The sequence below is a fragment of the Sphingobacterium sp. B29 genome, assembly GCF_001952815.1.
GTDB lineage: Bacteria > Bacteroidota > Bacteroidia > Sphingobacteriales > Sphingobacteriaceae > Sphingobacterium > Sphingobacterium siyangense.
This window is the reverse complement of the sequence record NZ_CP019158.1, coordinates 413,781-439,287: the sequence shown is the minus strand read 5'-3', so window position 1 is coordinate 439,287 and position 25,507 is coordinate 413,781. Positions and strand designations below refer to the sequence as shown.

19 protein-coding genes are annotated in these 25,507 nt (G+C 40.4%); 11 read left to right on the top strand and 8 right to left on the bottom strand.

Translation table 11 applies throughout. The features are described from left to right. Positions 1–169 precede the first annotated feature (169 nt). The gene (locus tag BV902_RS01910; RefSeq protein ID WP_075990532.1) at positions 170–1,666 is read right to left on the bottom strand and encodes a S41 family peptidase; all 1,497 of its coding nucleotides are present in this window, start codon (positions 1,664–1,666) and stop codon (positions 170–172) included. A gap of 264 nt (positions 1,667–1,930) precedes the next feature. Here BV902_RS01910 and BV902_RS01905 point away from each other — a divergent pair, with 264 nt between their 5' ends. The 6 genes from BV902_RS01905 to BV902_RS01880 all read left to right on the top strand — a co-directional run bounded on the left by BV902_RS01905 (position 1,931) and on the right by BV902_RS01880 (position 8,071). After that, positions 1,931–4,285: a TonB-dependent receptor gene (locus BV902_RS01905; protein ID WP_075990531.1), complete on the top strand. Its 2,355-nt coding sequence runs from the start codon at positions 1,931–1,933 to the stop codon at positions 4,283–4,285. A gap of 11 nt (positions 4,286–4,296) precedes the next feature. Next, complete coding sequence (locus tag BV902_RS01900) at positions 4,297–5,538, top strand: DUF4374 domain-containing protein (RefSeq protein ID WP_075990530.1); 1,242 nt, start codon at positions 4,297–4,299, stop codon at positions 5,536–5,538. Positions 5,539–5,618: 80 nt separating this feature from the next. Then, positions 5,619–5,969: a hypothetical protein gene (locus tag BV902_RS01895; protein ID WP_075990529.1), complete on the top strand. Its 351-nt coding sequence runs from the start codon at positions 5,619–5,621 to the stop codon at positions 5,967–5,969. Then, on the top strand, positions 5,956–6,231 hold the full coding sequence (locus tag BV902_RS01890; protein WP_075990528.1) for a hypothetical protein: 276 nt from the start codon (positions 5,956–5,958) through the stop codon (positions 6,229–6,231). The genes BV902_RS01895 and BV902_RS01890 overlap by 14 nt, the downstream gene beginning before the upstream one ends. Before the next feature lie 11 nt (positions 6,232–6,242). Next, positions 6,243–6,614 (top strand): PepSY domain-containing protein, encoded by a 372-nt coding sequence (locus BV902_RS27935; protein ID WP_075990527.1) that lies wholly within the window; start codon positions 6,243–6,245, stop codon positions 6,612–6,614. Between the two features lie 53 nt (positions 6,615–6,667). Further along, positions 6,668–8,071, top strand: a complete 1,404-nt coding sequence (locus BV902_RS01880) for a PepSY-associated TM helix domain-containing protein (RefSeq protein ID WP_237241910.1) — start codon at positions 6,668–6,670, stop codon at positions 8,069–8,071. 60 nt (positions 8,072–8,131) lie between these two features. Here the strand turns inward: BV902_RS01880 and BV902_RS01875 are convergent, their stop codons facing one another. Beyond that, positions 8,132–9,412: a replication-associated recombination protein A gene (locus BV902_RS01875; RefSeq protein ID WP_046673775.1), complete on the bottom strand. Its 1,281-nt coding sequence runs from the start codon at positions 9,410–9,412 to the stop codon at positions 8,132–8,134. Positions 9,413–9,726: 314 nt separating this feature from the next. Here BV902_RS01875 and BV902_RS01870 point away from each other — a divergent pair, with 314 nt between their 5' ends. The 3 genes from BV902_RS01870 (at position 9,727) to BV902_RS01860 (ending at position 14,326) form a co-directional block, all read left to right on the top strand. Further along, positions 9,727–10,830: a tetratricopeptide repeat protein gene (locus BV902_RS01870; protein ID WP_157625836.1), complete on the top strand. Its 1,104-nt coding sequence runs from the start codon at positions 9,727–9,729 to the stop codon at positions 10,828–10,830. 207 nt (positions 10,831–11,037) lie between these two features. Further along, positions 11,038–13,158, top strand: a complete 2,121-nt coding sequence (locus BV902_RS01865; protein WP_157625834.1) for a carboxy terminal-processing peptidase — start codon at positions 11,038–11,040, stop codon at positions 13,156–13,158. A gap of 337 nt (positions 13,159–13,495) precedes the next feature. Further along, positions 13,496–14,326, top strand: coding sequence for a universal stress protein (locus BV902_RS01860; protein WP_075990523.1), 831 nt, complete (start codon positions 13,496–13,498; stop codon positions 14,324–14,326). A gap of 147 nt (positions 14,327–14,473) precedes the next feature. Here BV902_RS01860 and BV902_RS01855 read toward each other — a convergent pair whose 3' ends face one another. Further along, entirely contained in the window at positions 14,474–14,881 is a 408-nt protein-coding gene (locus BV902_RS01855; RefSeq protein ID WP_075990522.1) for a DoxX family protein, read from the bottom strand. Between the two features lie 224 nt (positions 14,882–15,105). Here BV902_RS01855 and BV902_RS01850 point away from each other — a divergent pair, with 224 nt between their 5' ends. Then, positions 15,106–15,936, top strand: coding sequence for a universal stress protein (locus tag BV902_RS01850; RefSeq protein WP_075990521.1), 831 nt, complete (start codon positions 15,106–15,108; stop codon positions 15,934–15,936). 53 nt (positions 15,937–15,989) lie between these two features. Here the strand turns inward: BV902_RS01850 and BV902_RS01845 are convergent, their stop codons facing one another. Beyond that, entirely contained in the window at positions 15,990–16,892 is a 903-nt protein-coding gene (locus tag BV902_RS01845; RefSeq protein WP_075990520.1) for a S66 peptidase family protein, read from the bottom strand. A 409-nt stretch (positions 16,893–17,301) separates the two neighbouring features. Here BV902_RS01845 and metG point away from each other — a divergent pair, with 409 nt between their 5' ends. Then, a complete protein-coding gene (gene metG, locus BV902_RS01840) occupies positions 17,302–19,371 on the top strand; it encodes a methionine--tRNA ligase (RefSeq protein ID WP_083663428.1) in 2,070 nt (689 codons plus the stop codon). 81 nt (positions 19,372–19,452) lie between these two features. Here the strand turns inward: metG and BV902_RS01835 are convergent, their stop codons facing one another. From BV902_RS01835 to pafA, 4 genes are all read right to left on the bottom strand, one after another. After that, positions 19,453–20,247, bottom strand: a complete 795-nt coding sequence (locus BV902_RS01835) for a GLPGLI family protein (protein WP_237241908.1) — start codon at positions 20,245–20,247, stop codon at positions 19,453–19,455. Next, positions 20,244–23,036 carry an outer membrane beta-barrel protein gene (locus BV902_RS01830; RefSeq protein ID WP_075990519.1) on the bottom strand — a complete coding sequence of 931 codons (2,793 nt, stop codon included), beginning with the start codon at positions 23,034–23,036 and terminating at the stop codon, positions 20,244–20,246. Before BV902_RS01830 ends, BV902_RS01835 begins: the two co-directional genes overlap by 4 nt. 217 nt (positions 23,037–23,253) lie before the next feature. Further along, a complete protein-coding gene (locus tag BV902_RS01825) occupies positions 23,254–23,694 on the bottom strand; it encodes an RrF2 family transcriptional regulator (protein ID WP_046673766.1) in 441 nt (146 codons plus the stop codon). Positions 23,695–23,785: 91 nt separating this feature from the next. Further along, complete coding sequence (pafA, locus tag BV902_RS01820; protein ID WP_157625832.1) at positions 23,786–25,429, bottom strand: alkaline phosphatase PafA; 1,644 nt, start codon at positions 25,427–25,429, stop codon at positions 23,786–23,788. Positions 25,430–25,507 lie beyond the last annotated feature (78 nt).

The window sequence follows — 25,507 nt, the reverse complement described above, 5'->3', positions numbered from 1 at the left end:
GTTCGTACCTGCTTCGGATGCGGACAGACTTTGACCCAATATGCAACAGACCTTGACCAGATCCTGAACAGGAATTATCTGGTCAGGATCTGCACAAAGTTTCTACACGTATTGATCAGCCCCGAACGCTGTCCGAACAAAGTACGAACACAAGGCGAATGTTCCTTGATTAACGTTTCTTGATCATGCCACGGTCTGGTCGTATATTAACCTCGCCTTGGTCAAGCGTGCGGTAGCCCTTTCGGCTTACTGCATTGATAGAAGCTTTGGTGGTTATACCCGGTGCTGCATCGTTCAATGCTGTCGCCAGCATGGTCTCCTTCTTATCGCCTACATCGACAAACACGTAATCTGTTATATTGCTTTTATCGGGAACCAACCCATCCCAATAGTCTGAAAAATTCGCAGAATTCTTCAAAAGAAAGGAAACTGGCCAGAAAGACACCTTCTTTTGGACAACCTGCTCAAAAAAGCCTACAGGTTTACCGTATGTACGCGCACCAGAGGCTATGATCTGAACTTGCAGATAGGGCTTGAGCACATTAATTAACATTTCCGCTGCCGATGCTGTACGGTCACTCACCAGGAAATAAACTTTACTCAAGTTCAGATTGCTTTTGCCCTCAAACTTGGTATCCTGAAACATTTTATTGATGCTCGGTGTCGCTTTAATATAATCGTTCACCTCATAGGTTAGCATCAGCTTTCCTTTCGTTATGGCTCCGCCAATTTTATCGGCGACATAAGCAGAAGCGTCAACATAACCACCGCCATTGTAGCGTAAATCAACAATTAAACTTTTAACCTGCTGAGCCTGGAATTTATCAAAAGCTGCATCAATCTTTTGTTGATTGACATTATTATTCTCAATTTCCTCAAAAGACGATAAAGCGAGGTACCCAACATTATTTCCATTATACGTGTAGATCGAATCTTTATAGATCGGGTCAATGGTATAACCATTCGCGTATGTAAGATCCTTAGTGGTTGTTGTCCCGTCTTGATGTTTCACCTGAAGCTTAAGTGTACCAGCGTCCAAGGCAGCATTCAGTTTGTTCTGAATTTTATCCATATCGCTTCTATTAAAGCTACAATTCTCGCCCTCACAGGTTACAGCCAATGAATAATCTGTGTCATTACCTACAGCAGTAATATAATCCGACCGTTTTAAACCTACTCTTTGCGCGGGTGAACCACCTTCTACAAAATAGATAATAGGAAAAGCAATTTTACCGTCTTCTGTTCCAAACTGAAAATAAAGACCGTACCCATCGTTCGTATCCATCTTAAGCCTGCCAGAAGCGGCTGCTCCGGTATTATAACCATCTAGTCCCAACATATAGGAAAATCGGTCAAAGACTCCATTTGGATAAGCCGTATGTGCTGGCGTCATCTTCTTCAGCGCATCGAGCACCAAATCTGCTGAACCATATTTATCCGTGAATTGAGAAGGATCACTGGTATAATCAGGAATGGATTTATCCCAAAGTGAATATAACTTATAATACTTATAGATATCATCCTTAATCAGCTGTGCTTCGGTACGCTCCACTGGTTCCGGCTCGGGCTCGGGTTTAGGATTATCCTTTTTGCAGGAAAAGACAAAAAGTCCAGTCAGTGCTATGGTGGCCAAACGTCCTGTTTGTTTTAAAGGCTCTAAGTTCATAGTTGAAACATTTGTAAAACAAACATAAATAATTTAAGTTGATCCGCAATAAAAAAAACACGCTAACTATGGAGAGTGCCAGCGTGTTTACTACCTATTGAAAAACGTTAATAAAACAGCCGAAAAGAAAAAAAGGTTTTAAGAAAATAACATTTTTTAACAAATGATTTGTCAGGAAAAAGAATATTCATACATTTGCGTTGTTTATAATTAATCTAAATAAATATTTAACAAGTGTATAAACGATCATCGGATCAATCCATCATGAAAAACATAAAGTTCCATAGTATCTTATTTCTCCTTTTTATTCACTGCACAGTAAACGCACAACAGTTCTCAGCATCACTCAAAGGATTTGTAAAAACCCAGACCCAACAGGGCATCGCGGGATCAACCGTGCGAATAGGGAAAGTCAACCTATCAACTGATGAAAATGGATACTATGAGATCAAAAATATCAAAGAGGGAAGCATTACAATCAGTGCTTCGGCTGTAGGCTTCCAAAAGCTATCAAAAACCATCGTTCTTAAAACGGGCGAGAACAATTTAAACCTTGAGTTGATATCGGATCAAAAAGAAATTGATCAGGTCGAAGTCTTTGGCCGCACCAAAGCTCAGGAAGTGAATCGACAAGCTTTTAATGTGACGGCAGTCGATGCGACAAAACTATACAATACCACAATGGATATTTCAAGTGCCTTGGATCGTGTGGCAGGTGTACGAGTCCGGGAATCCGGGGGTGTTGGGTCTAATTTCAATCTGATGCTGAATGGCTTTAATGGGGATCAGATTCGTTATTTTATCGACGGTATCCCAATGGAGAACTTCGGGTCGGCATTCCAAATTAATAATATTCCAATCAATATCGCAGAAAGGATCGAGATTTACAAGGGTGTCGTACCAGTATGGCTCGGTTCGGATGCCTTAGGTGGGGCAGTGAATATTGTTACAGGTGACCGCATGAACAGTTATGTAGATGCCAGCTACTCTTTTGGATCCTTTAACACACACCGTACCGTGATTAATGCGGCTCATACAACAAAGAAAGGCTTATACTTCCAATTGAATGCGTTTCAAAATTATTCTGACAATAATTATAAAGTCACCGTCGACGTAGCTGACATTAATACTGGGGTTTATAAAGAGGGAGTTAAACTTAAAAGATTCCATGATACCTACCATAACGAATCGCTTATCGCGAATATCGGTATCGTTAATAAACCTTATGCAGATAAACTTCTCTTTGGTGTCGTCCTAGGGCAAAGCTATAAGGAAATACAAACAGGAGCTCGTATGGTATCTGTCTTTGGCGGTTGGCACAATAGAGGTACTACGGTAATGCCGACATTTAAGTATAAAAAGAACAACTTCCTGACCAAAGGACTAGATGTGATTATTAACGGAAACATCAATTTGGGAAGCAACCAGAATATTGACACTGTTCACGCCCGTTTCGACTGGTATGGCAATAGAAAAAATCTCGACGGACCAGGCGGCGAACGTTCCTACTCGATGTACAAATACAAAAACAATGCTGGGGTAGCAAATGCCATTATTAACTATAAACTTTCGGAAAGACAAAGTCTATCACTGACAAACGTATTTAATACCTTCAAACGCAGCGGTCAGGATGAGGTAAATCCACAGAACGCAGCTAACGAACGTGCTCAGCTAAGTCAAAAGAATGTTTTATCCTTCGGTTATCAATACGATATCAAAGATAGATTTAGTTTGAATGCCTTTTTAAAACATTACAACCAACATAATACGAGCGGCAATAATGAGCTGGAAAAGAACATTTCAAGATTAGGATATGGAACAGCCCTTTCTTATTACCTAGCTCCGACTTTACAGATCAAGGGATCTTATGAACTCACAACCAAAATGCCTACACCAACAGAACTTTTTGGTGATGTAGAAAATTACGAGGGAAATGCTAGTTTGAAACCAGAGAAAAGCAACAACATGAATTTAGGGGTACTTTATGATTTCAATTTGAATCCGGACAATCGCTTCGCCTTAATAGCCAATGCTTTCTATCGTCACGCGGACGACTTTATTTATCAACGGTTGAACAACAACCAGTCCAAATATGTATCGGACAATAGAGATGGCGTTCGATCAATCGGTGGCGACTTAGATCTGCGCTACTCGCACAAAAGATGGTTTATGGCTGGATTAAATGCCACTTATCAATCTGTCAAGAATATGCAAAAAGTAGAGCCTGGTTACACAGGCGTAAGTCCACTATACAAAAATCAGATGCCAAATATTCCCTATCTATTTGGCAATCTGGACGCGTCAGTTATTTTTCCAGAGCTCGGAGGCAAAAACAACCGGTTAAATGTTGGAGCCAACCTCCTGTATGTTCATGAGTTTTGGTTGTATTGGCCAGGCCTAGGTTCTACCGACGCAGATGCTGAAAAGAGAAAAATCCCGACACAGTTAAGTGTAGATGCCAATGTGGTATACTCCATCGCAAATGGTCGGTACAATATTGCTCTGGAAGGCAAAAACCTCACGGACAACCGTTTGGTTGACAATTTCAGTCTACAAAAGCCAAGCCGCGGTTTCTACCTCAACTTACGTTATTTCTTCAACAAACAAAATAATTTATAAATATTTCAAACATGAAAACAAAATCTCTATTCTCCCTATTAGCAGCAGCTATTTTATTCGGATCTTGCTCAAAAAGCGAATCTTCTGGAGGCGAAAGCACTGATGGTGGCAGCAAATATATCGTTGCAGTAACTCCAATTGCAAGCACTGGCGTAGCAGACTACCTGGTTACGGCTAATAGTCTTGATGAGGGAACAGTTTCGATCCTCGGTAACGGAATCGAGCAAGACGGAACTTACCGCTATTATTTGACAACTAACAACAAATTCTTCAGCTTCTTATACGGACAAGGTAATCCAGGAGCAGTGACGGCCTACAATTTAACAGAAGGCAAGTTAAAAAAATTGACAAATTTTCAGTCGGAAACTGTAGCCGCATTTGCGGCGGTCAAAGAAGATGTATTGATGACTAAAATGTCCAGAAATCTGGCGGCACCAACTCACACCTGGTACCGAGTCAACACCAATAGCCTGTCTATTGTGGGAGAAGGATCATTGAATGCGCTGGAACTGGCCAACAATGGCGAAATTGGCTATTTCAGCTGGTTGACGCAAGTAGGCAATAAAGTATATGCACCTTTCTTTTGTATAGAAAACTCTTCTTTTACAACAAAATACCCAAACAAAGCTTGGGTTGCTGTATTTTCTTATCCGGAGATGAAGCTTGAAAAAGTCTTTTCAGATGAGCGTACAAGCTATATAGGCCAATACTTTACCAACGGTCTAGGTACAGTAGAAAATGGTGACATCTATGCATTTTCTGCGGCGAATGCTAAAAAATTAATAAGTTCTACACCCACAGTTGTAACGGAAATCTCGACAACTAACCCTTCAGCGATCCTACGTATTGCCTCAGGTACGACGGAATTTGATAAAAACTATTTCTTCAATGTGGCTGAGATTTCTGGTGGTTATAACATCGTTAACTGGACCTATGTTGGCGGAAATAATTTCATCGTAAGTTCAAAGAAAAAACAATCCGATGGCACTTACAGCGCGACGACAACAATTGCAGCTGTAAACGTCGTAGACAAAACATTTAAAATTGTATCGGGTTTACCAAAAGCAGATGAGGTAAAATCATTTACCCAAAGAAACAACTATAGCAAAAAAGATGGCAAAACAGGCTACATTGGCGTAAACCTGACTTCTGGAGAGAGCTATGTGTATAAGATCGATGCCTCGGCTGCAACAGCGACCAAAGGCTTAAAAGTTGAAGGTGGTACGATTACCGCAATCGAACACCTAGACTAGTCTTTCTTAACTGATAATCGTATACCCAATATGCGAATTCATAGCATATTGGGTATATCCATAAATCAACAGAACTCACTATGTACACATTTTTATTGCTGCTTATTTTCACCGGTAGCTTTTTCTGGTACTGTTCCTCCGAAAAGGTCAAAATAACACAAGGCCCCAGCCTCTTGTTGAATCTTGCAAAAGATAAAAACCGCTCAAGAATATTAGCCATTGTCCTTCTCGGACTGGCATGGATACTGACCATCTATCTGCAGGGCATACTCTCAGGAACACTGGCCTTTGGCGCTTATACCATGGGATTCTTCAGCCTAGTTGTACTTTTATGGCCCTATCGATATTTTCAGTGGAAACAACTGACAGCTGTCCTTCTAATCGCCCTTCTTTTTGAATTTTTTTATTTTTTAAAACATGCCGGCCAATAAAAAATATCTGAGCAGCCCATTCCAACGTTTCCTCAAATTGACCGCCGGATTCTTTGGTGGTTATTTCGTGATGTTATATCTCCATCTTTGCCTAACAAAAGTATTTGATAAAACAGACATTTTGATTACGGCTTATGTTACAGGTTTTATCGCTTGGGGTGTGCTATTGCTTATCGCCTTTCTTTCACGAAACGGTTGGATAATATGGGGCATTTACCTGCTTCTTATTGCTATATTCTATAGCATATTTATCTACCTATAATCACCTAAATTATGAATCTAAGACGTTATAATATCTATTTCAATACGCATACAATCTCAGGAATAATCATCTGTGCCATTTTATATGTAATTTTCTTCGCCGGCTCCTTTTCCTTTTTTAAAAATGAAATCAATGCCTGGCAAAAAAACGAGTCGGACAAAGGTGGCACGTACCGAAATATGGTTTTTGATCATCTTCTGGACTCAGTTGGCCAGATCAAAGAACTTAAGGGTAGGGATATTACGTTTTATATGCAACATAATGGCCATGCAAGTTATGTCAATATAGGTACCTCGCAGGATACGATAATTGCTAATAAGGCCAAAGAGTTGGCGGCAAAAAAAAGAACTGGAGGAAAAAAAAGAATAGAAAAGCGAACGTAGAGGAAGGAAAAAAGAAAAAAAGAGGGCGTGGGCGCCGTGGTGCGGAGGACTCGATGTATTTCACCTATGACCTTGCCACAAAAAGGCCGTCAGATTATAGTGATGGATACACCATGGGGGAGTTTCTCTATCGTCTCCATTTCCTTGCTCCACTCAACCAAATCGGAATTAATATCGGACGTCCCTTTGGTTATACCCTGGCTGGCCTAGTTTCTTTTATCTTCCTTTTTGCACTGATATCAGGCCTCATGCTCCACTGGGACAAGATCAAATCCAACTTCTTTGTATTTAGACCTGGAAACAAATGGAAAACGGTATGGACCGATATGCACACGGCCCTCGGTGTGATCGGATTCCCGTATCAATTTATGTATGCACTGACAGGAATCGTACTGATTGTGAACTCGGTGCTTATTATTCCCTTTAGCAAGTACCTTTACGATGGAAAGGAGGATCAAGTATATGAAGCACTTGGCTATAGCGACAATACTAAATACACGTATTTGTATGAACCACTTACGACAAGCTTTAAGATGGGTGACTTCTTGGATAAGTTGGAAAGCAAATGGCCAAACAGCCATATGAACCGCATATTCATCAAAAATTATGGTGATAAAAGTATGCATGTCGTAGCGCTATATGATGCCGACATCGATAAAAACTTTGCCGGCTCGGGCAAACTGATCTATCGTGTCGCAGACGACAAAATTCTTTTTGAAAAATCTGCCGCAGAAAATGGCTCCTATCTAGATTACATGAAGGGTTTCATCTACCGTTTGCATCTTGCAGATTTTGGCGGCTATCCTATCAAAATCATTTATTTTGTGCTGGGTATCATGGGCTGTTTTGTTATCATATCGGGCATACTGATCTGGCTGGTGGCACGGGATAAAAATAATATCCCAAAGCGCAAACGTATCTTTAACTTTTGGGCAGCAAATGTATTTATGGCTAGCTGCCTAACGATGCTCCCTGTCACCGCAATGACCTTTATCGCGGTCAAGCTGGCGACGAAAGTGGACCAGCCTTTTATATTCCATGTTTATTTCTATAGTTGGCTGGCATTAGGTGTTTTTTACATTATACGACGTAACATAGGGAAAACAAACTTAGAAACACTCCTACTCGGCTCGGTATTGTCTTTAGCAGTACCTATTGTGAATGGAATAAAAACGGGGAACTGGATATGGGAAACTTATCGATCAGGCTCAAATGACATTTTACTGGTAGATCTATTATGGTTATCCTTGGGAATAGTCGGACTACTCATCTTTAAAAAGATGTTACAAACGGCAAAAAAGGAAAATGCGAATGGAAAAAAAGTTACTGGAGCAACTATCAAAAGCCATACGAAGTATGGCAATAGCAGCGATGGCGACAGTACAACTGGTACAGGTAGTTCATTGCCACCTAAGAGAGCATTTGCCCTAAAAAACAAACCTGCTACAGAGATCTAAAATTCGTTGTTCATATCTGCACTGGGCGAGCTTTAACGCTCGCCTTTTGCTATACCCACATTAATATTTATATTTCTCTTTCCATTTGTCCCGTAAACTCTGTCTCAATTTTTCCTCCTGTGAATTTTGCCCAGGCTCATACAATTTGACACCACTAATTTCTTTGGGCAGAAATTCCTGAACGACAAAGTTTCCCGGATAGGCATGTGCATATTTGTATTCGGCCCCATAATTTAAGTCTTTCATCAATTTGGTCGGCGCATTGCGAATATGCAGCGGTACAGACAGATCTCCAGTTTGTTTCACCAAGGCTTGTGCTTTATTGATTGCTTCATAGGAAGCGTTGCTTTTAACAGAAGTCGCCAAATAGATAACCGTTTGCGAAAGAATGATACGTGATTCGGGCCACCCAATAACATTGACAGCCTGAAAGCAATTGTTCGCCAACAACAAGGCATTCGGATTGGCATTGCCAATATCTTCAGAAGCTAAAATCAACAACCTCCGTGCAATAAAGGATGGATCCTCCCCGCCTTCGATCATCCGTGCAAGCCAATATACTGCTGCATTCGGATCAGACCCGCGGATGGATTTAATAAAGGCCGAAATAATATCGTAATGCTGCTCACCCGCTTTATCATAAATGGCCATATTTTGCTGTACCTGCTTCAAAACAAAAGCATTTGTAATTGGCTCTTTGTGCAGTACAGCAGCATTCACAACCAATTCGAGAACATTCAACAATTTACGTGCATCGCCACCAGAAAGCCGCAACAAGGCCTCATATTCTTCTACAACAATCGCTTGTTTCTGTAAATATTCATCTTCATGTAATGCTTTTTGAATCAATCCAATCAGATCTTCTTCCGAAAGATGTTCCAATACATACACTTGGCAACGCGAGAGCAATGCAGAAATGACCTCGAACGATGGGTTTTCTGTTGTTGCACCAATAAGTGTGACCAGCCCCCGCTCCACCGCACCTAAAAGCGAATCCTGCTGCGATTTGGAAAAACGGTGAATTTCATCAATAAATAAAATGGGTTGATCTTGGTTGAAGTTCATCAGCCGTTCGGCTTTTTCGATTACTTCACGAATATCTTTCACCCCTGCTTGAATCGCACTTAATGAAAAGAAAGGCCGGTCGAGCTCTCTTGCGATCAGCAAGGCCAAGCTTGTTTTCCCAACGCCGGGAGGTCCCCACAAAATCATGGATGGAATATTTTTTTGCTGGATCGCATGATAGAGTACCGCATCTGGGCCCACAATATGTTGTTGTCCCACATAATCACTCAATTGCCGCGGTCTAAGTCGTTCTGCTAATGGAATTCGTGTCGCCATAACACAAAGTTAAAAATTAAACGGCACAGCAACTAAATATTTTAGCTTTATTCATCCAAACTCTTCTATTATGACTTCTGCAAAGCGATAAGCATCAAGCTTTCACACGCATAGTTTTGAGGGTCATCATTCGCCGTTCGATATTACTTTAACATTTTTTCACACAATTTTTCGTCATATTTGCTCTATTATATATGTAAATTGCTTTTGGCAGAGCATAACCGACCGTACAGGTTTATCGAATTAAGTAGTAGATTGCTCAAATATGTCCTTTAGCTAAATTTATGTAGACGTTAATAATAACGTAATATTTTATGAGAATGACAAAATACTGGATTTCTATATTTACCGCTTTGACTGCATTCATGAATATACCATGTCAGGTAATCGCACAGGATGCCGCCAAAGATTATACTGGCGCAATAAAACAATACGATGCTTCCTTTAAAGGTATCGGTCCAGAGGTCTATTTTTTACCACCTCCAAAAACGGCCAATGAAATACTAGCAGAGAATTATGCAGGCAAGAAGTCTTTCAGCAAAGAAATTGCCAGGCAGCTCCTTCTCCAGCGACTGTTATTGCAACTGCGGAGCACCAATAACTTGGGCCATTTTCAATATTTGATGAACCCCATGCCTACTGCGGCAAATAGCTGGGATAGTGCTATAGAGACACAAACGAAGGCTGAAAACTGGATTGCGGGCTATGCGCTTGCCAATGAAGCCGCCTTATTTTCAATTAAAAACAACGATAGCATCAATGCCTCAAAATTTTTATATCAGTCGCTTTCCTTGGCAAATCGTACCGATAACAGGGATGATATTGCTACAATTAATATGAACATCAGCAATTTTCAGCTGTATCGTGGAGACTTTGTACGTGCTGAAGAGAGCGCACAAAATTATCATACCTATGCCATGAAGAGCAAAAGCTATGCAGACCAGGCCAACGCCTGGCTTTTAATTGCTATGGCACGAGCAGGTCAGGGAAATTATAAAACTGCCGAGAATAATATTATCCGCAGTGCGATCCCTTTACTCAATAAGGCCAAAGCCTATGAGGGGAAGATTTTTGCATGGGAAATGCTTGCTGAAATTTATTTTAAGCAAAATAAATTTACAGAGGCTCAGTGGTTTCTGCTACAAGCCCGCGACTTGGCCAATGCAAAAAAACTAAGTAGCGAGCTCGCTGAAATCGAATACTTGCTGGCCTCATCCAAGCAAAAAGATGGAAATTATAAGGTGGCGATCAAAGAATTTGTGCAGGCCGCTGAATTGGCTTCGGATGAAAATAACAAACAGCTCTCACTTGCTATATTGGATAAACTGGGTGAGGTGTATCTTGTGCTAAAAGATTATCCATCTGCTGATCAGACCTACAAAGCCTATACGCAGTTAAAAAATGAATTGTACAATTGAAACATTTAAAACAATCTACCCCTTCTAGTGGTCTGTTGAAAGAGCCGTCTACAAAGAGATTTTAAGCTTTTTGTAAATATTGAAGGATAAATCAAATAAATTTTTAGATTCTGCGATAATGTGCTACGAATTTCACTAAATTTAGCACGCTCATCAATAGGAGCTGAATATTTTTTAAAAAGAATGATTATTAAAACCGTCGAAAATATGTTTAGGAAACTCATATTTGCACTTTTTGTTGTATCCATTGTTTCTTGTGGTTCAAAACCACGAGTGGCGCTTCCTGATGATGGAGGGCTTAAACCAAGCACACAACATCAAATTATCGCTAAAGAAGTCTCGGGATTATTGGAAAATGCGAGCTACAAAAAGGTCAAAATGAATGATTCGATATCGGGTATCATATACGATAATCTAATCAAGACTTTGGATCAAGGAAAAAATTATTTGCTTCAAGCGGATATTGATGAATTTCAAGCGTACAGAAACAATCTTGCGCAGGATATCAAAAATGGAGATCTTTCTGCTGCATTCCATATTTTTAATGTCTATTCAAAGAGATACCTGGACAGAATGCAATATGCACTTTCAGAAATCGACAAGAAACAGGATTATACGAAGGATGAGTATTACCAACCTAACCGTGAAAAATTAGGCTGGTTCAAAACGGCAGATGAAGCCAACGACCAATGGCGTAAACGCGTAAAATACGATCTGCTCAACTTAGAAACCGCGAGTGGTAAATCGACCGACAGCGCGAGGACCAAACAGGTGGAAACACTAAAGAAACGCTATGTCAATTTGATCTCGCAGGCAAAGAAAACCAATGCCAACGATGCTTTTCAAGTGGTCATGCAAGCATTGACAGATGCTGTTGACCCACATACGTCCTATTTTAACCCATCATTTGCACAGGCATTCAATGAAGGAATGGCCAATACATTTGAAGGAATCGGAGCACGACTTGTCGTCGACAACGAGGCCGTAAGCATCTTCGAAATTATCCCTGGTGGACCAATATTCAAAGACAAGAGCATTCATGTCAATGATAAAATCATTGCTGTAGCCCAAGGAAAAGATGGTGAATTCGAAGACATTATTGGCTGGAGACTTGATGCAGCCGTAGCAAAAATCAAAGGTCCAAAAGGAACCATTGTTCGCCTGAAAATTATACCTGCTGGTCAGCCAATGAACTCTCATCCGCGCATTGTATCTTTAGTACGTGAGAAAATCGTTGTTGAAGAAGAGTCTGCGAAAAAAGAGATTATGAACGTCAAAGGTGCCGATGGAAAAACGTACAAAGTGGGTATCATCAATATTCCGAAGTTCTACATGGATTTTGAAGCTTACAGAAGACGCGATCCAAACTATAAGAGCACAACGAGAGACGTTAGGTTAATCTTAGACACCTTGAAACAGGAAAAAGTAGATGCTGTGGTTATCGATTTGCGATTCAATGGTGGCGGTTCCTTACCGGAAGCAATTGATTTAACAGGTTTATTTATCGATAAAGGTCCAGTTGTACAAGTAAGAGACACAAAAAATAACATCGATGTCGAAGAAGATAAAAACGCGGGTGTATCCTGGGATGGTCCATTGGGCATCATGATCAACCGCTTCTCGGCTTCGGCTTCTGAAATCTTTGCTGGAGCGATCCAGGATTATGGAAGAGGTATTATCTTGGGATCTCAAAGTTATGGTAAAGGAACAGTGCAATCGGCAATCGACATGTCTCGAGTTATCAGCCCGACCAGCCGCTTGCTACTAAAGGCCTCAGGTGAAAAAGATCCGGACACCCCAGAAGGTGCTCCTCAATATGGACAGATCAATATCACCCTAGGTAAATTCTATCGTGTAAACGGTAGCAGTACACAACATAAAGGGGTTACACCAGATATCGTATTCCCTTCACAGTTCTCCGCAGAGAAATTTGGCGAGAGCTCAGAAAAATCAGCGCTTCCTTGGGATCAGATCCAATCGAGCAATTTCAAAAAAGTAGCTGATCTAAGTGCTGTTGACAAAAAATTAGAAGCAATGCATGAGGCACGCATTAAAAACTCATTGGAATATAAGTATCTGAAAGAAGATATTGAAGAAGCTCAAAAAGATGAGGATGTTAAAATTCCATTGGAATTAAACAAATTCAAGAAAGAGAAAGATGACAACCTCAAGAAAAATAGGGACCGCATCAACGCTTTATTGAAATTGCAGGGTAAACCAGCCTGGGAGGAAGGTAAGTCCCAACCTAAAATCGATCTTGACTTTGTGAAAGATGAAAGTGCCAAAGTGATGACCGATTATATCATCAACTTTCAAGCAAAAAAATAGAACGTATTCTCTCTCTTAAAAAAGGCAACCGTAATCGCGGTTGCCTTTTTTTTTTTCTGAAAGTGTCTGATCTTATTGGCTAGAAAGAACCTTCAGTTCGCTTTCATCGTTGTTGGTGTCTTACGAAGCCATGAAGGTTTTATGACACTCATCACAATAGGGCGAGTTTAACATTAAATTCACGTTTTCTTTGTAACTTATCGCTACATTCATTGTTTTAGTAATATACTGGTACTGCTTGAAGTCCGAATGATTCCAATAGCTCATACGCTAAAGATTTTGCAGGACAGGATGCACCAACCAGGTTATAGAAGTTAAACGTATAAAAAAGAACATCATGAAACGTATCCTCCTGTTAACTGACTTTTCAGAAAATGCTCTTCTGGCAGCACAACAAGTAGCCCTGTGTACAGAAGCATGGAAAACTCAAAAGGTTATTATCTACCATACTTACAATAGTGTTACCATTGTCAATAACGAACCTATTGTCATTGTCAATGATGAGGTAAAAGAAACCAAAGAGAAAGAACTGACACAATGGTTTGACCAAATTAGATTATTGTTCCCTCCACAAGTGGAACTTACACATCAGATGGAAGATGTTGATCTGCCATTGGGAGTCAATGACATGTGTAAATCGCACGACATTGACCTTGTCGCATTGGGTATTACCGGACAAACAGGTTTTGCTAAGATCCTGGTCGGAAGTAATGCCATTACACTGATGGACATCTGCAATAAGCCCATGCTTATCGTTTCCCATAAGGTAAATCCTGCCGTCCCCAAAAATGTGTTGGCTACAACCGATCTGAAGGAGGTAGACAGAAAGCTGGATTTATTCAATTTAGATCAGGTGTTAGATACTTTCAATGCACAATTGTATGTTTTGAATGTTGCTAAAAAAGAAGGTTCAGCCGCAGATTTGGCACAGGAATTAAAGCACCTCCATGAACGCCTGGACAAATATCATCCGATTTATGACTACATCAGTCATGATGATATTGCACTAGGTATTGAAGAATATGCCAAAGAGAAACATATTGATCTCATACTTTCATTCCATAAAAAGCAAGGACTATTAGCGAGTCTATTCAAAACAAGCATTTCTAAAAAAATAGCCTGGAATGGCGCGGCCAACTTACTGGTTATTCCCATGGATAGATCGTAGAAATCTGTGCTTTGTAAATATCAACAACGATGGACTCGTTGTCCAATAGAAACAAATTATACGACAAAAAACGCCGCAATGTATTCTAAATTGCGGCGTTTTTGTCGTATAGTTCTTCCTCCGGGAAGTCTCTTGCCGGGAATTCTCTTATTTTTTGTCAACCGAATGTTTACCCGGCCCAACAAGGATAAGTCCTAAAAACACAAAACAAAGCTCAATCGCATGTGAAGCACCAGAGATACCATCTCCTTTAGAAAGATGCATTAATCCAGCGATGACCATCGTAAATGCAAGCAATAATGCCGCTGGTCGGAAAAAGAGCCCCAACAGTAAAAATAGCCCCCCAACAGTTTCGGTCGCAGCCGCCATAAAGCCCCAAAAAGTAGGCATAAAATGAATACCAATATTACCCATTGATTTTCCGACACCTGCCCAGAGCTCAGGACCGCCCTGTAATTTGGGCAGACCGTGCATGATCATCATCACCCCAAGTCCAACACGCAAGACCAAAAGTCCCGTATCCCTATATTTACCCAATGAATTCCAAATTGCCATAAAAAACGTTTAATTTATTAAAACTTGAATTACCGATCTCCCTAAATTAATGAAATTATTTAAATTGAACAGCTCACAGCGCTCACCATAATAAATAAAGCTTTTGCATTTATAATACTTAATGCGTAATTTGATGACTATAGACCCGATTATGATGCTTTGGAACGGCTAAGACAGCGTAAAAGACCTTAGCCACGGATTATGGATCAACAAATAACTAAAGGATGAAAAACCTACTCTTGTTAACAGACTTTTCGGACAATGCCTATGCTGCTGCTCGATATGCCGCACAATTAGCTCCACTTTGGGGCATTGAAAAGGTTGTCCTATACCACACATACGAAGTAATCCCTACCGTAGGTACTGAACCTGTTGTCATCAGCAATTCAGAAATCTTGGAAGAAAAACAAAAGGACCTCAATACCTGGCAACAGGAACTGATGTTGCTTTTCCCTGAGGGCATTGCCTGGAAATCAGTTCTTGAAGAATATGAACTTAGCTATGGCGTAAATCGTACCTGTGCTGAGGAGGACATTGATCTTGTCATCGTCGGAACTGCAGGTAAAAGCGGCTTAAAGAAACTGCTTCTTGGAAGCAATACCCTCAAGCTGATCGAAAATTGTCACACACCATTACTGGTGGTCCCCGCACGAGCAGAATTTCGGGTACCCAAAAAAATGCTAATCGCCACCAATCTCAAAGAGGTAAAACTAAAATTAAACCGTCTTTTGGTTAATGCGTCCGAAGTATTACGGAAAAGTGAGGTCTATGTCGTCCATGTGACTAAAGAAGATCCTGCAAATAAGGCGGTAAATGCCGAAATAAAAACCATGCAGGATTTACTTGCTCCTTATCATCCCATCTATAGTTATATCCTCAACGCAGACATTGCTGCAGGGATCAACCAATACATCAACGAAAATCATATCGACATGATGGTCACTTTCCATCGGGACAAGGGCTTATTAAGTCGAATTTTCAATACGAGCATTGCGCAAAAGATGGCCTGGAAGAGTCAGGCTGCCATGATGGTCATCCCTGTACATTCGGGATAATCAATAAACGGGATAATCAATAAATAAAACAACGAGATTCTGTTCAGCTTCCCCTACAAATAGGTTAACTGAACAGTATTTACTGTTGTATTCAAGGCTACTTTTCGCCCAAATACCAGTGCGTGATTATCATCAATATGCCCTGCAGGGTAGCCAAATGCTATCGGAAAATCATATTCTTTAACTATATCCCACACAATTTCCGCTACACTTTGCCCAAAAGCAGGATCATTGTCTTTCATCGCAGAAAAGCCACCTACAATTAGACCATTCAATTTTTTTAATTTCCCCGCGCGCTTCAATGCCCTTAGCATTCTGTCTACGGAATAATAGGCTTCACCTACATCCTCTATAAATAAAACTTTATTCTTGTAATTGACATCCGAATTAGAAGCAAGTACAGATAGTAAGATTGCTAAATTTCCACCGACCAATTTTCCTTCGCCTTTACCCGCACGATTGGGGAATAACGTTTGCTCGTAGGCAAAATTCATATTATGGCCAAACAATGCATTTTTTAAAGTTTCCAACGATGCTTTTGTGCCCGTTTCAAAAGACTTTGGCATCTGTCCATGTATTGTTGCAATTTTATAGTTCCGTTGAATATGACTATGCAATACGGTAATATCGCTAAAACCCACCAACCATTTGGGAGCTTTTTCAAAGCTTGAAAAATCTATCTGATCGACAATACGAACACAACCGTAACCTCCGCGCGCTGCAAAAACCGCTTTAATCGACGGATCATCCAGTGCCCACTGCAGATCGGCAGCGCGTAAATTGTCATCTCCGGCAAACTGATGGAACGATGTCCCAACAGTCTTCCCAACCACAACCTCCAGCCCCCAATTCTCCAATGTTTTTATCCCAACATCAATAGAACCTCGTATAAAACTCGCAGGACAAACGACAGCTACTTTATCGCCTTCTTTCAGAAAATCAGGTATTTTGGACATCTTTTTTATCGCTAATGATCAAACAAAAACTTCATGGCTCCGAAGACACCAACAGCTATGCAAGCGAACTGAAGAATCTTTCTGGCCAATAACATCAAACACTTTCAAAAAAAAGGACCTCTACATTGCAAAGTCCGATTATAAATTTACTTGATATATTGTGCTTATATGTACAAATAAACGTAAATTTATCTAAGTTTTCTACCGCTATTTTGAATAATATTTCTACGATAACAAGTTGTTAAATGGAAGCTCATTTTAATCAAGTTGAAACAATCGTAGAAATAAGCCAAAACAAGAATTCAAGAATAAATTGTTCGATATGACACGCATTTATATTGCATATAAACAGCAATTTATCTAAGTTTGCCAAAGAAAACAAGTACACACTTTAATATACTTTCAAGCATTGAGTATTCTAGATAAAAAACGTTATACCATCACATCGGCATTACCTTATGCCAATGGTCCTTTACATATTGGACACCTTGCCGGAGCTTATATCCCAGGGGATATCTTTGTCCGCTATTTGCGTCTGAATCAAAAAGATGTAGTCTATGTATGTGGTTCAGATGAGCATGGTGCGGCGATTACCATCCGTGCAAAAAAAGAGGGCATCACCCCGCAACAAATCATTGACAAATACAATAAACAAATCAAAGAAAGCTTTGAGGAGTTTGGTATCTCTTTCGATATATATCACCGTACATCGGAGCCCATACATCACCAGTTATCGCAGGATTTCTTCTTGAACCTTTACAACAAAGGTGAATTTGTTGAGAAATTTTCAGAGCAGTACTACGATGAGGAATACCATCAGTTTTTGGCCGACCGTTACATTACGGGAACTTGTCCAAATTGTAAGTCTGAAGGCGCCTATGGTGACCAATGTGAAAAATGTGGGACATCACTTAGCCCAACAGATCTGATCAACCCAATTTCAACGTTAAGCGGAAAAACGCCAGTTTTGAAAGAAACGAAACATTGGTACCTACCTTTGGATAAATACCAGCCTTGGCTTGAAAAATGGCTGATCGAAGGAAAGAAAAATATCCTTAAATCCAACGTTTTTGGCCAATGTCAATCTTGGCTTAAATCCGGTTTACAGCCGCGTTCAATGACAAGAGATCTCGATTGGGGCGTCGATGTACCTTTGGCTGAAGCAGCGGGTAAAAAACTATATGTTTGGTTAGATGCACCTATCGGTTATATCTCAGCAACAAAACAGTGGGCTTTAGACCATGGTAAAAACTGGGAAGACTATTGGAAAACCCATGAAAACCCAGCAGACGATTCTACGCTGATCCATTTTATTGGAAAAGATAATATTGTTTTCCACTGTATTATTTTCCCGGCGATTCTTCATGCACACGGCGACTATATTTTACCAGAAAATATTCCAGCCAACGAATTCCTTAACCTGGAGGGCGATAAGCTATCCACGTCCAGAAACCATGCGGTTTGGTTACATGAATACCTACAGGAATTTCCTGACAAGCAGGATGAATTGCGTTATGTATTGACATCCATATTACCGGAAACTTCGGATGCAGAATTTACATGGAAAGATTTCCAAGCTAGGATCAACAATGAGCTCGTTGCTATTTTTGGAAACTTTGTCAACCGTGTCTTGGTACTTTCCCACAAATATTTTGATGGCAAGGTATTGAACGGCTCGCCACTAACAGCTGTAGATCAAGCGGTACTGGATGAACTAAAATCATACCCTACTTCTATCAAATCGTCTTTGGAGCAATTCCGCTTCCGTGAGGCATTGGCAGAATTTATGAATGTAGCTCGTCTGGGCAATAAATATCTTGCCGATGAGGAACCATGGAAAATCATTAAAACAGATGAGGAACGTGTCAAAACCATCCTAAATGTAGCGGCACAGATCGTTGCTAACCTTGCTGTTCTTGCACAGCCGTTTTTACCGAAAACAGCGATCAAATTATTTGAAATGCTTAATTTTCCACAAGGAAACTGGAACGACGCAGGTTCAGATGCTTTGATCCAAGCTGGACACCAATTGGGTGAAGTGCAATTGTTATTCGACAAAATAACCGATGAACAAGTCGACTTCCAATTGAATAAGCTTGCCGAAGCAAAAGCAAAAAATCTAGCTGATAATGCAAAAGTTGCTCCAGCGAAAGAAAACATCAGTTTTGACGATTTTGTTAAAATGGATATCCGTGTCGGAACGATTACAGCAGCCGAAAAAGTTGCGAAAACAAAAAAATTGTTGAAATTAACAATCGATACTGGTATTGATACACGCACGGTCGTTTCGGGTATCGCAGAATTCTTCAGCCCTGAGGAGATCGTAGGTCGTCAGGTATCCATCCTGGTCAATCTTGAGCCTCGTGAAATAAAAGGAATTATGTCACAAGGAATGATCCTTATGGCAGAAGACGCTGATGGTCGATTGGATTTTGTCAAACCAGATACAGCAATTAAAGTCGGAAGTACGGTACGTTAATATAAGACTTACCTCCATTTATACAAAAAGCCTGTTCGTTTGAACAGGCTTTTTTATCATCTCGACCACCTACATTATCCCCTAAAAGAGTATACTCTGCAACCGCTTCTTAAACGCCTTCTCATCCAGATAATCATAGACGGTATCTTTCAGTTTTTTTATGATCTCTGTTCTGGATTCCGCAACAACTTTCTTCTTTTTAGTCAGCACATTGGAAAATGCGGTATTGGTAATCTCCACCTTTGTGGCAAACATATTTACATTCATACTTGGGATGGATATCCCCATCACTAAGCCCGGGAGTCCGTGTATAAGTTCAGGACCACCGGAGATAGGGATTTGCCCCGCAAAAAACGCAACCACATAGACCGAATCTTGAATAATTCCATTGGCTCTTCTGCAGTCATATCCGGCAATATTTCGGTATTCATCGGTATACTTCCATTTTACAGTAGGCAATGAATCTTTAAGCAAGAGCTGATCATCTCCAAAGGGGAGCAATTTTAAGAATTCCTGATTCTGGAAATTAATGTACGTTTTTGAATCCGGGAGAATAGAATTATAGTGAGTCACATTACGATAATTTGCAGGATAATCTTCCTGCACCGTTTCAAATAGAGTTTCATTATCGTAAAATTTCAGAATATGGTGGGTCACCACCTCTGCAGGCCCATTCTTCACCGCATTATCGACCATCAGCTTATCCCAGGTATCTAAATCGGGTTTGCTGAGATAATTACGTTTTAAGAAATTCTGTACATGAAATTTCCGTTCATAAGTCACCGTTCCGCTGCTCGGAAAATACGCGTGTTGTGCATGGGCTGCTCCTGAGCTCAGCAATAATACCCAGACCATCAACTTTATATACTTACTCATTTGGCATCTCCTTTCATTGTTGTAAAATTGTAGATTACTTTTAGCATTCCATAACGACGCAGTACATCGTTGCCGGTCTGTATAAATGAAGTTCCATTTTGATAACGGTACACCCCATTATTTTTGTTTAAAATATCGTTGACAAATACCTGTACTTCCAAAGACTTATCTTTCAATAATTTTTTGGAAACATAGCCATTCATATTAATGATATTAATGGACTGCAATGTTTTCGTCGCTGCCTGATAATTCTGGTTTGTCGACAGGGAAATTTTGAAGTCTTTTGGTAAATAATACGTAATCTCCGAGAACGTCCTAAATTTAAAAGTCGTGCGATTTAACTCAGGTTGCAAATAGGAATTCATCTGCTCCACACCAGGGCTCATGGAGATGTAAAAATCCATTTTATTTGCCTTGTACCGACTGAAGCCAAGGCTCGGCGCCACACTCCATGTTTGATTTCTATTGAGCTCAGGATCTTCGTTGTAAGTAGATAAATAGCTAAACTGGCTGTTATACTGCGCGTTCATACCCAAGTTCATTTTTAATCCCCATTTTTTCTTCAATACAAAACTGTATCCTCCACCGCCATACATACGCCAATTGTCTTTATCAATATTCACGTAGGAAATTTGCTGCGTACCTTTATCTAGATCATAGCGTACGCTATTGTTGATACTTTTCTTTCCTTGATCTGCACTGACATAAAAATAAATACTCTGGTCCTTTAACTGCTTGTAGTTGTTGAAATTAATTGAATAGGAGTTGTTAAAGCCCGCTTCCAGATCTGGATTGTCCAAATACTCGACGAGTGGCTGGGCATTTTGTTTCAACGGCTCTATTTGCGTCAACGATGGCTGGCTCGTGCGGCCGCTGTATCGGAAGCTCACATTTTTGCTTTTCGAGATTTTGTAGTTGACGGAAACTACTGGAGCAACAGAAGTCTGGTTCCGCTGTAGTATTGTATTCAGGTTGTTATAGGTTCTCTTGACCTCCTCAAAATCAACCCTATTGCTCAAATTTACAGTTAATGTGTTGGACTTGTAGTTCAAGGAGGCGTTGACACCATTTTTTAAACTGTTAAAATCAAAATCGTTTAGCAGGTCTTGGTCCAATACCGTATATTTTCCTGTAACCGGATCTCTATCAAATGACTGATTGAGTGTTTCCGATTTATTTTGATTGAATGCATAACCTATTGCAGCAGTCAACCTTTTAGACAAAGGCTCCGAATAGGTTACTGAAGCACCATACGTATTGTTGGCCAACTTATCATTTTTATATTGATCGATCAAGGTTGTATCTCCGGAACTTTGGAAGAAATTTTCCGAAAAATACTGTGTCTTGTTACGATTTTGATCTGTATTCGCATTGACATTGAAAGTAATGGAGCGGCGGTCCTTTTTAAAACGACGTGTAAGCATCGCATTTACATTAAACTTATCCTGATCGTTATTTAAATCCGTCTTGGACGAAGTCCGTGTAATCAATGTGCCATCCAATTTACGCTGGTCTGCTTCGGAATTGGATAAATTGTCGCGGCTAGATTTGGTAAAGCCCATAGTGACAGTCAAGTCTGCGAGCGAATCAAGCTTATAGTCATACCTTAAATTCGCGATATTGGCCTGTGTTTCGGTTTCCGATGCTGTCACATTATTATCGACCTGCGCACGTTCAGGAAGATTGTTCTGCGCATTATAGGTACTTGTATTATTGACATTGATCTGATTCCGTTTGAAGTTGACATTGATCTTATGCTTATCATCTTTGGATTTGTCGGAATAACTTGCTCCCATGTTTACGGCCTTAGGCACTCCACCACCATAGTATTTACCATCCCATCCACCGTCGGAGCCATCACCACTAGAAGAAATCATGATGCCGCCGCCGTCCATCATCTGTACATTGCTGCTTCCGCCCACACCATATTTTTGGCTATCTTCAAATCCTAATCCGACCATTCCATCATTGGCGAGAATGCCATAAGCAGCAATTTTCTGCGAGCCCTTAAACTTATTGAGCATGACTTTTCCGCCATAATATTTATCTGTACCAGCTCCCGCAACAGCCTGGCCGAACATTCCTTTTTTCTTATCTTCTTTGAGCTTAATATCAATTGTCTGCGTTCGTTCGCCATCATCTACTCCTGTACGTACGGCAAGATCTGATTTCTTCTCATAGACTTGTACCTTACTAACCATATCTGACCGAATATTCTTGGTGATCAAGGTTGGATCATCACCAAAAAACTCTTCCCCATCAAGCAATACTTTTTTTACCTCCTTACCTTGAGCGATGATCTTGCCTGAACCATCCATCGTAATACCCGGCAAGACCTTCAACAGGTCCTCTACTTTAGCATCCTTCTCTACTTTAAAGCTACCGGCATCGTATTCGATGGTGTCGCCTTTAATAACCACAGGAATTTTACCGTTCACCTGAACCTCTTCCAATAGTAGAGCTGCTTTGGATAGCTTTACAATACCAATATCTAGATCCTCGGCGGCCACATGGATATCTTTTACCAAGTCAGCATACTGCGGATAGGAAACCACCATTTTATAGGTACCTGTGTCGAGATTAGCAATTTGGAATGTTCCATTTTCCTTCGTCCGACCGAATTTAACCAAAATCGAATCTTTGGGACTGAGCAGCGCGATTGAAGCTTGATGTAGTTTTGCAAGATCTTTGATATCTGCCACCGATCCCACAAGTTTATGTTGTGCATAAGACTTGGAACTCAGTACGGATAATAAAAGAAACAAAACTAGGGAATAGGTTAGTTTCATAAATTTCGTTTATATATTGTCGAGGTAAATATATAAATGTTGCTACGGAAAATTCGTAAAATAATGTTAAATAATTATGTAATTAATAAATTAAGCTTACCCTCCTCAAACAAAACACGGTAATTCACTCTATACCAATAACTTTATCTCATAAAAAAAGAGGCGTAACTTATTTGTTACGCCTCCAATCTAAATAGAAAAATATATATTATTTCCTTTAATCTACATTTAGGTTCAATTCTTTTTCCTTATTGATTAAATGGGCAATACTTGTATCATTTAAAATCTGCAACATGGCATTTCTCACCTCGACAAAAGTATCGCGTATGCCACAGGCATGCTCTTGTGTACACTCTTCGCAGGAGCGGTAGAAGTTCAAGCTCACGCATGGCAGCAAGGCTATGGGGCCATCAATCAGGCGCATCACCTGCGATAGAAAAACATCTTCGGGAGCCTTATTGAGGCTATAACCACCTCCAGCACCTTTTTTGCTATAGAGAATTCCGGCATTTCGCATTTCAAGTAGAATTTGTTCCAAGAATTTTTTTGGAATGTTCTCCTCCTGCGCAATCTTCACGATTTGCATCGGCTCATTACCGTAATTACGACCAAGCACCATCAGTGCCTTTATTGCATATTTTGTCTTTTTGGACAGCATAATTTGTTAACCCCCTGTTGAATTGCAAATTTACGTTTTTTATTCAATAGAATAAAACCTTCATGATTTCACGCATGCAGCAACAGTTTCCTTATTGCCCCAATACCGCCGTGATCGGTTTTCCGATGCTACCATTGGGCTCTGTAATGTGCAAGAGCGAAGAAATTGTCGGTGCAATATCCACAATATGTACTTCTGTATTAGATACACCCGGTTTAATTCCCCAACCCATAAATACCAAAGGAATATGGGAATCATAACCAGACCAGGTACCATGTGTTGTCCCGGTGGAGCGCGGGGTACCGTCATACCATTGCGGTTCACAAACAATCTGAATAGCACCGCTACGTTTAAAGTTGTAGCCATTGATCATTTTTTCGCGAATAGGCGCCGGAATCATCAAGCTTTCCCCTTTTTCCATATCAGCAACATAAGCGACACCTTCGGTATGGCGAAGCTCACGAATGATGGTCTCTTTTATTTTATCACGATCCAAGTTCAAAGAATCAATCAATTGATTATTTAAGTGCACTTGGTAGTTCATCATGCTTTTAACCAGCTTCTCCTGTCCAAATTTTTCTTTAAGGGTTTTGTTAAGTCCTGTGATAATCTGACGGGAATAGAAATACCCTCCATTTCCTTTCATATCCATAAAGAACCGAGAGTTGTAAGAAGCGCCATGATCTGCTGTCAGGAAGAACGTATAGTTACCCTTGCCCACCGTCTTATCGAGGTAGTTGAAGAAATCGGCAAGCTGTTTATCGAGCTGCAGATAGATATCTTCAATCTCAACTGCTGTCAATGAGTAACGGTGTCCAACGTAGTCTGTTGCAGAAAGGCTCACACAAAGGAAGTCGGTATTTTTAGTTGGGTTATTTCCCATCTGCTCATTTTTGATTGCTTCCATAGCCAGATCCAACGTAAACTGATTTCCCATTGGTGTGGTTTTGATCAGCTCATAGCCTTCGTCTTTCATTAGCTTGGAAGTCGCACGCGGCAAAGTCGGTTTTTCTTCACCAGGGTACTTACCTTCGTAGATGTTATCATCTGCAATACTGTTGGCAGCATAGGTGCTGATATCATACATTGGTTTCCAGTCGCCTTTCAGGTATTTTTCGGCCAATTTTTTCTTGTTGAAGTCTACGACCCATTTTGGCAGTTTATCCATGTAGAAATTAGAGGTGATCCAATCGCCTGATTTAGCTTCGAACCAATACGCTGCATCGGCAAAATGCCCCGCCGGCAGAATACCGCCACGGTCTTTGATCGCGATACCGATCACTTTGGATTTAAAGTTAGAGGCGAGCTTCAATTGGTCCGTTACGGTAGATGCAAGCAAATTGCGTGGAGACTGCTGCCCCTCCTTGGCTGTAGTACCTACACCGATGACATTGTCGTCCTGCGTACAGTACATATTCTTCCCTGTCTGTTCTTCAATCCAGTCATTGCCTGCAATTCCGTGTATGGAAGGAACGGATCCAGTATAGACCGAACTGTGTCCAATAGCGGTATATGTCGGAATATAATTAATCAACGTATTTTCACAGGAGAATCCTTCTTTCAAAAGTCGTTTGAAACCATCATTTCCATATCGATCTGCAAAACGATATAAATAATCCCAACGCATTTGATCCACCATCAGGCCGACAACCAATTTTGGTCTTTCCGGTTGTTGCGCCATGGACGAAAGCGCCGCTATTCCAAGGACGACACTTAAAAAAAATCTTTTAATCATAATCGTATTAAGTATTGAAATATTAGTTTTTTATTTACTGCATAGTATTCTATAAGACCTTAACAACAGGAATAATAA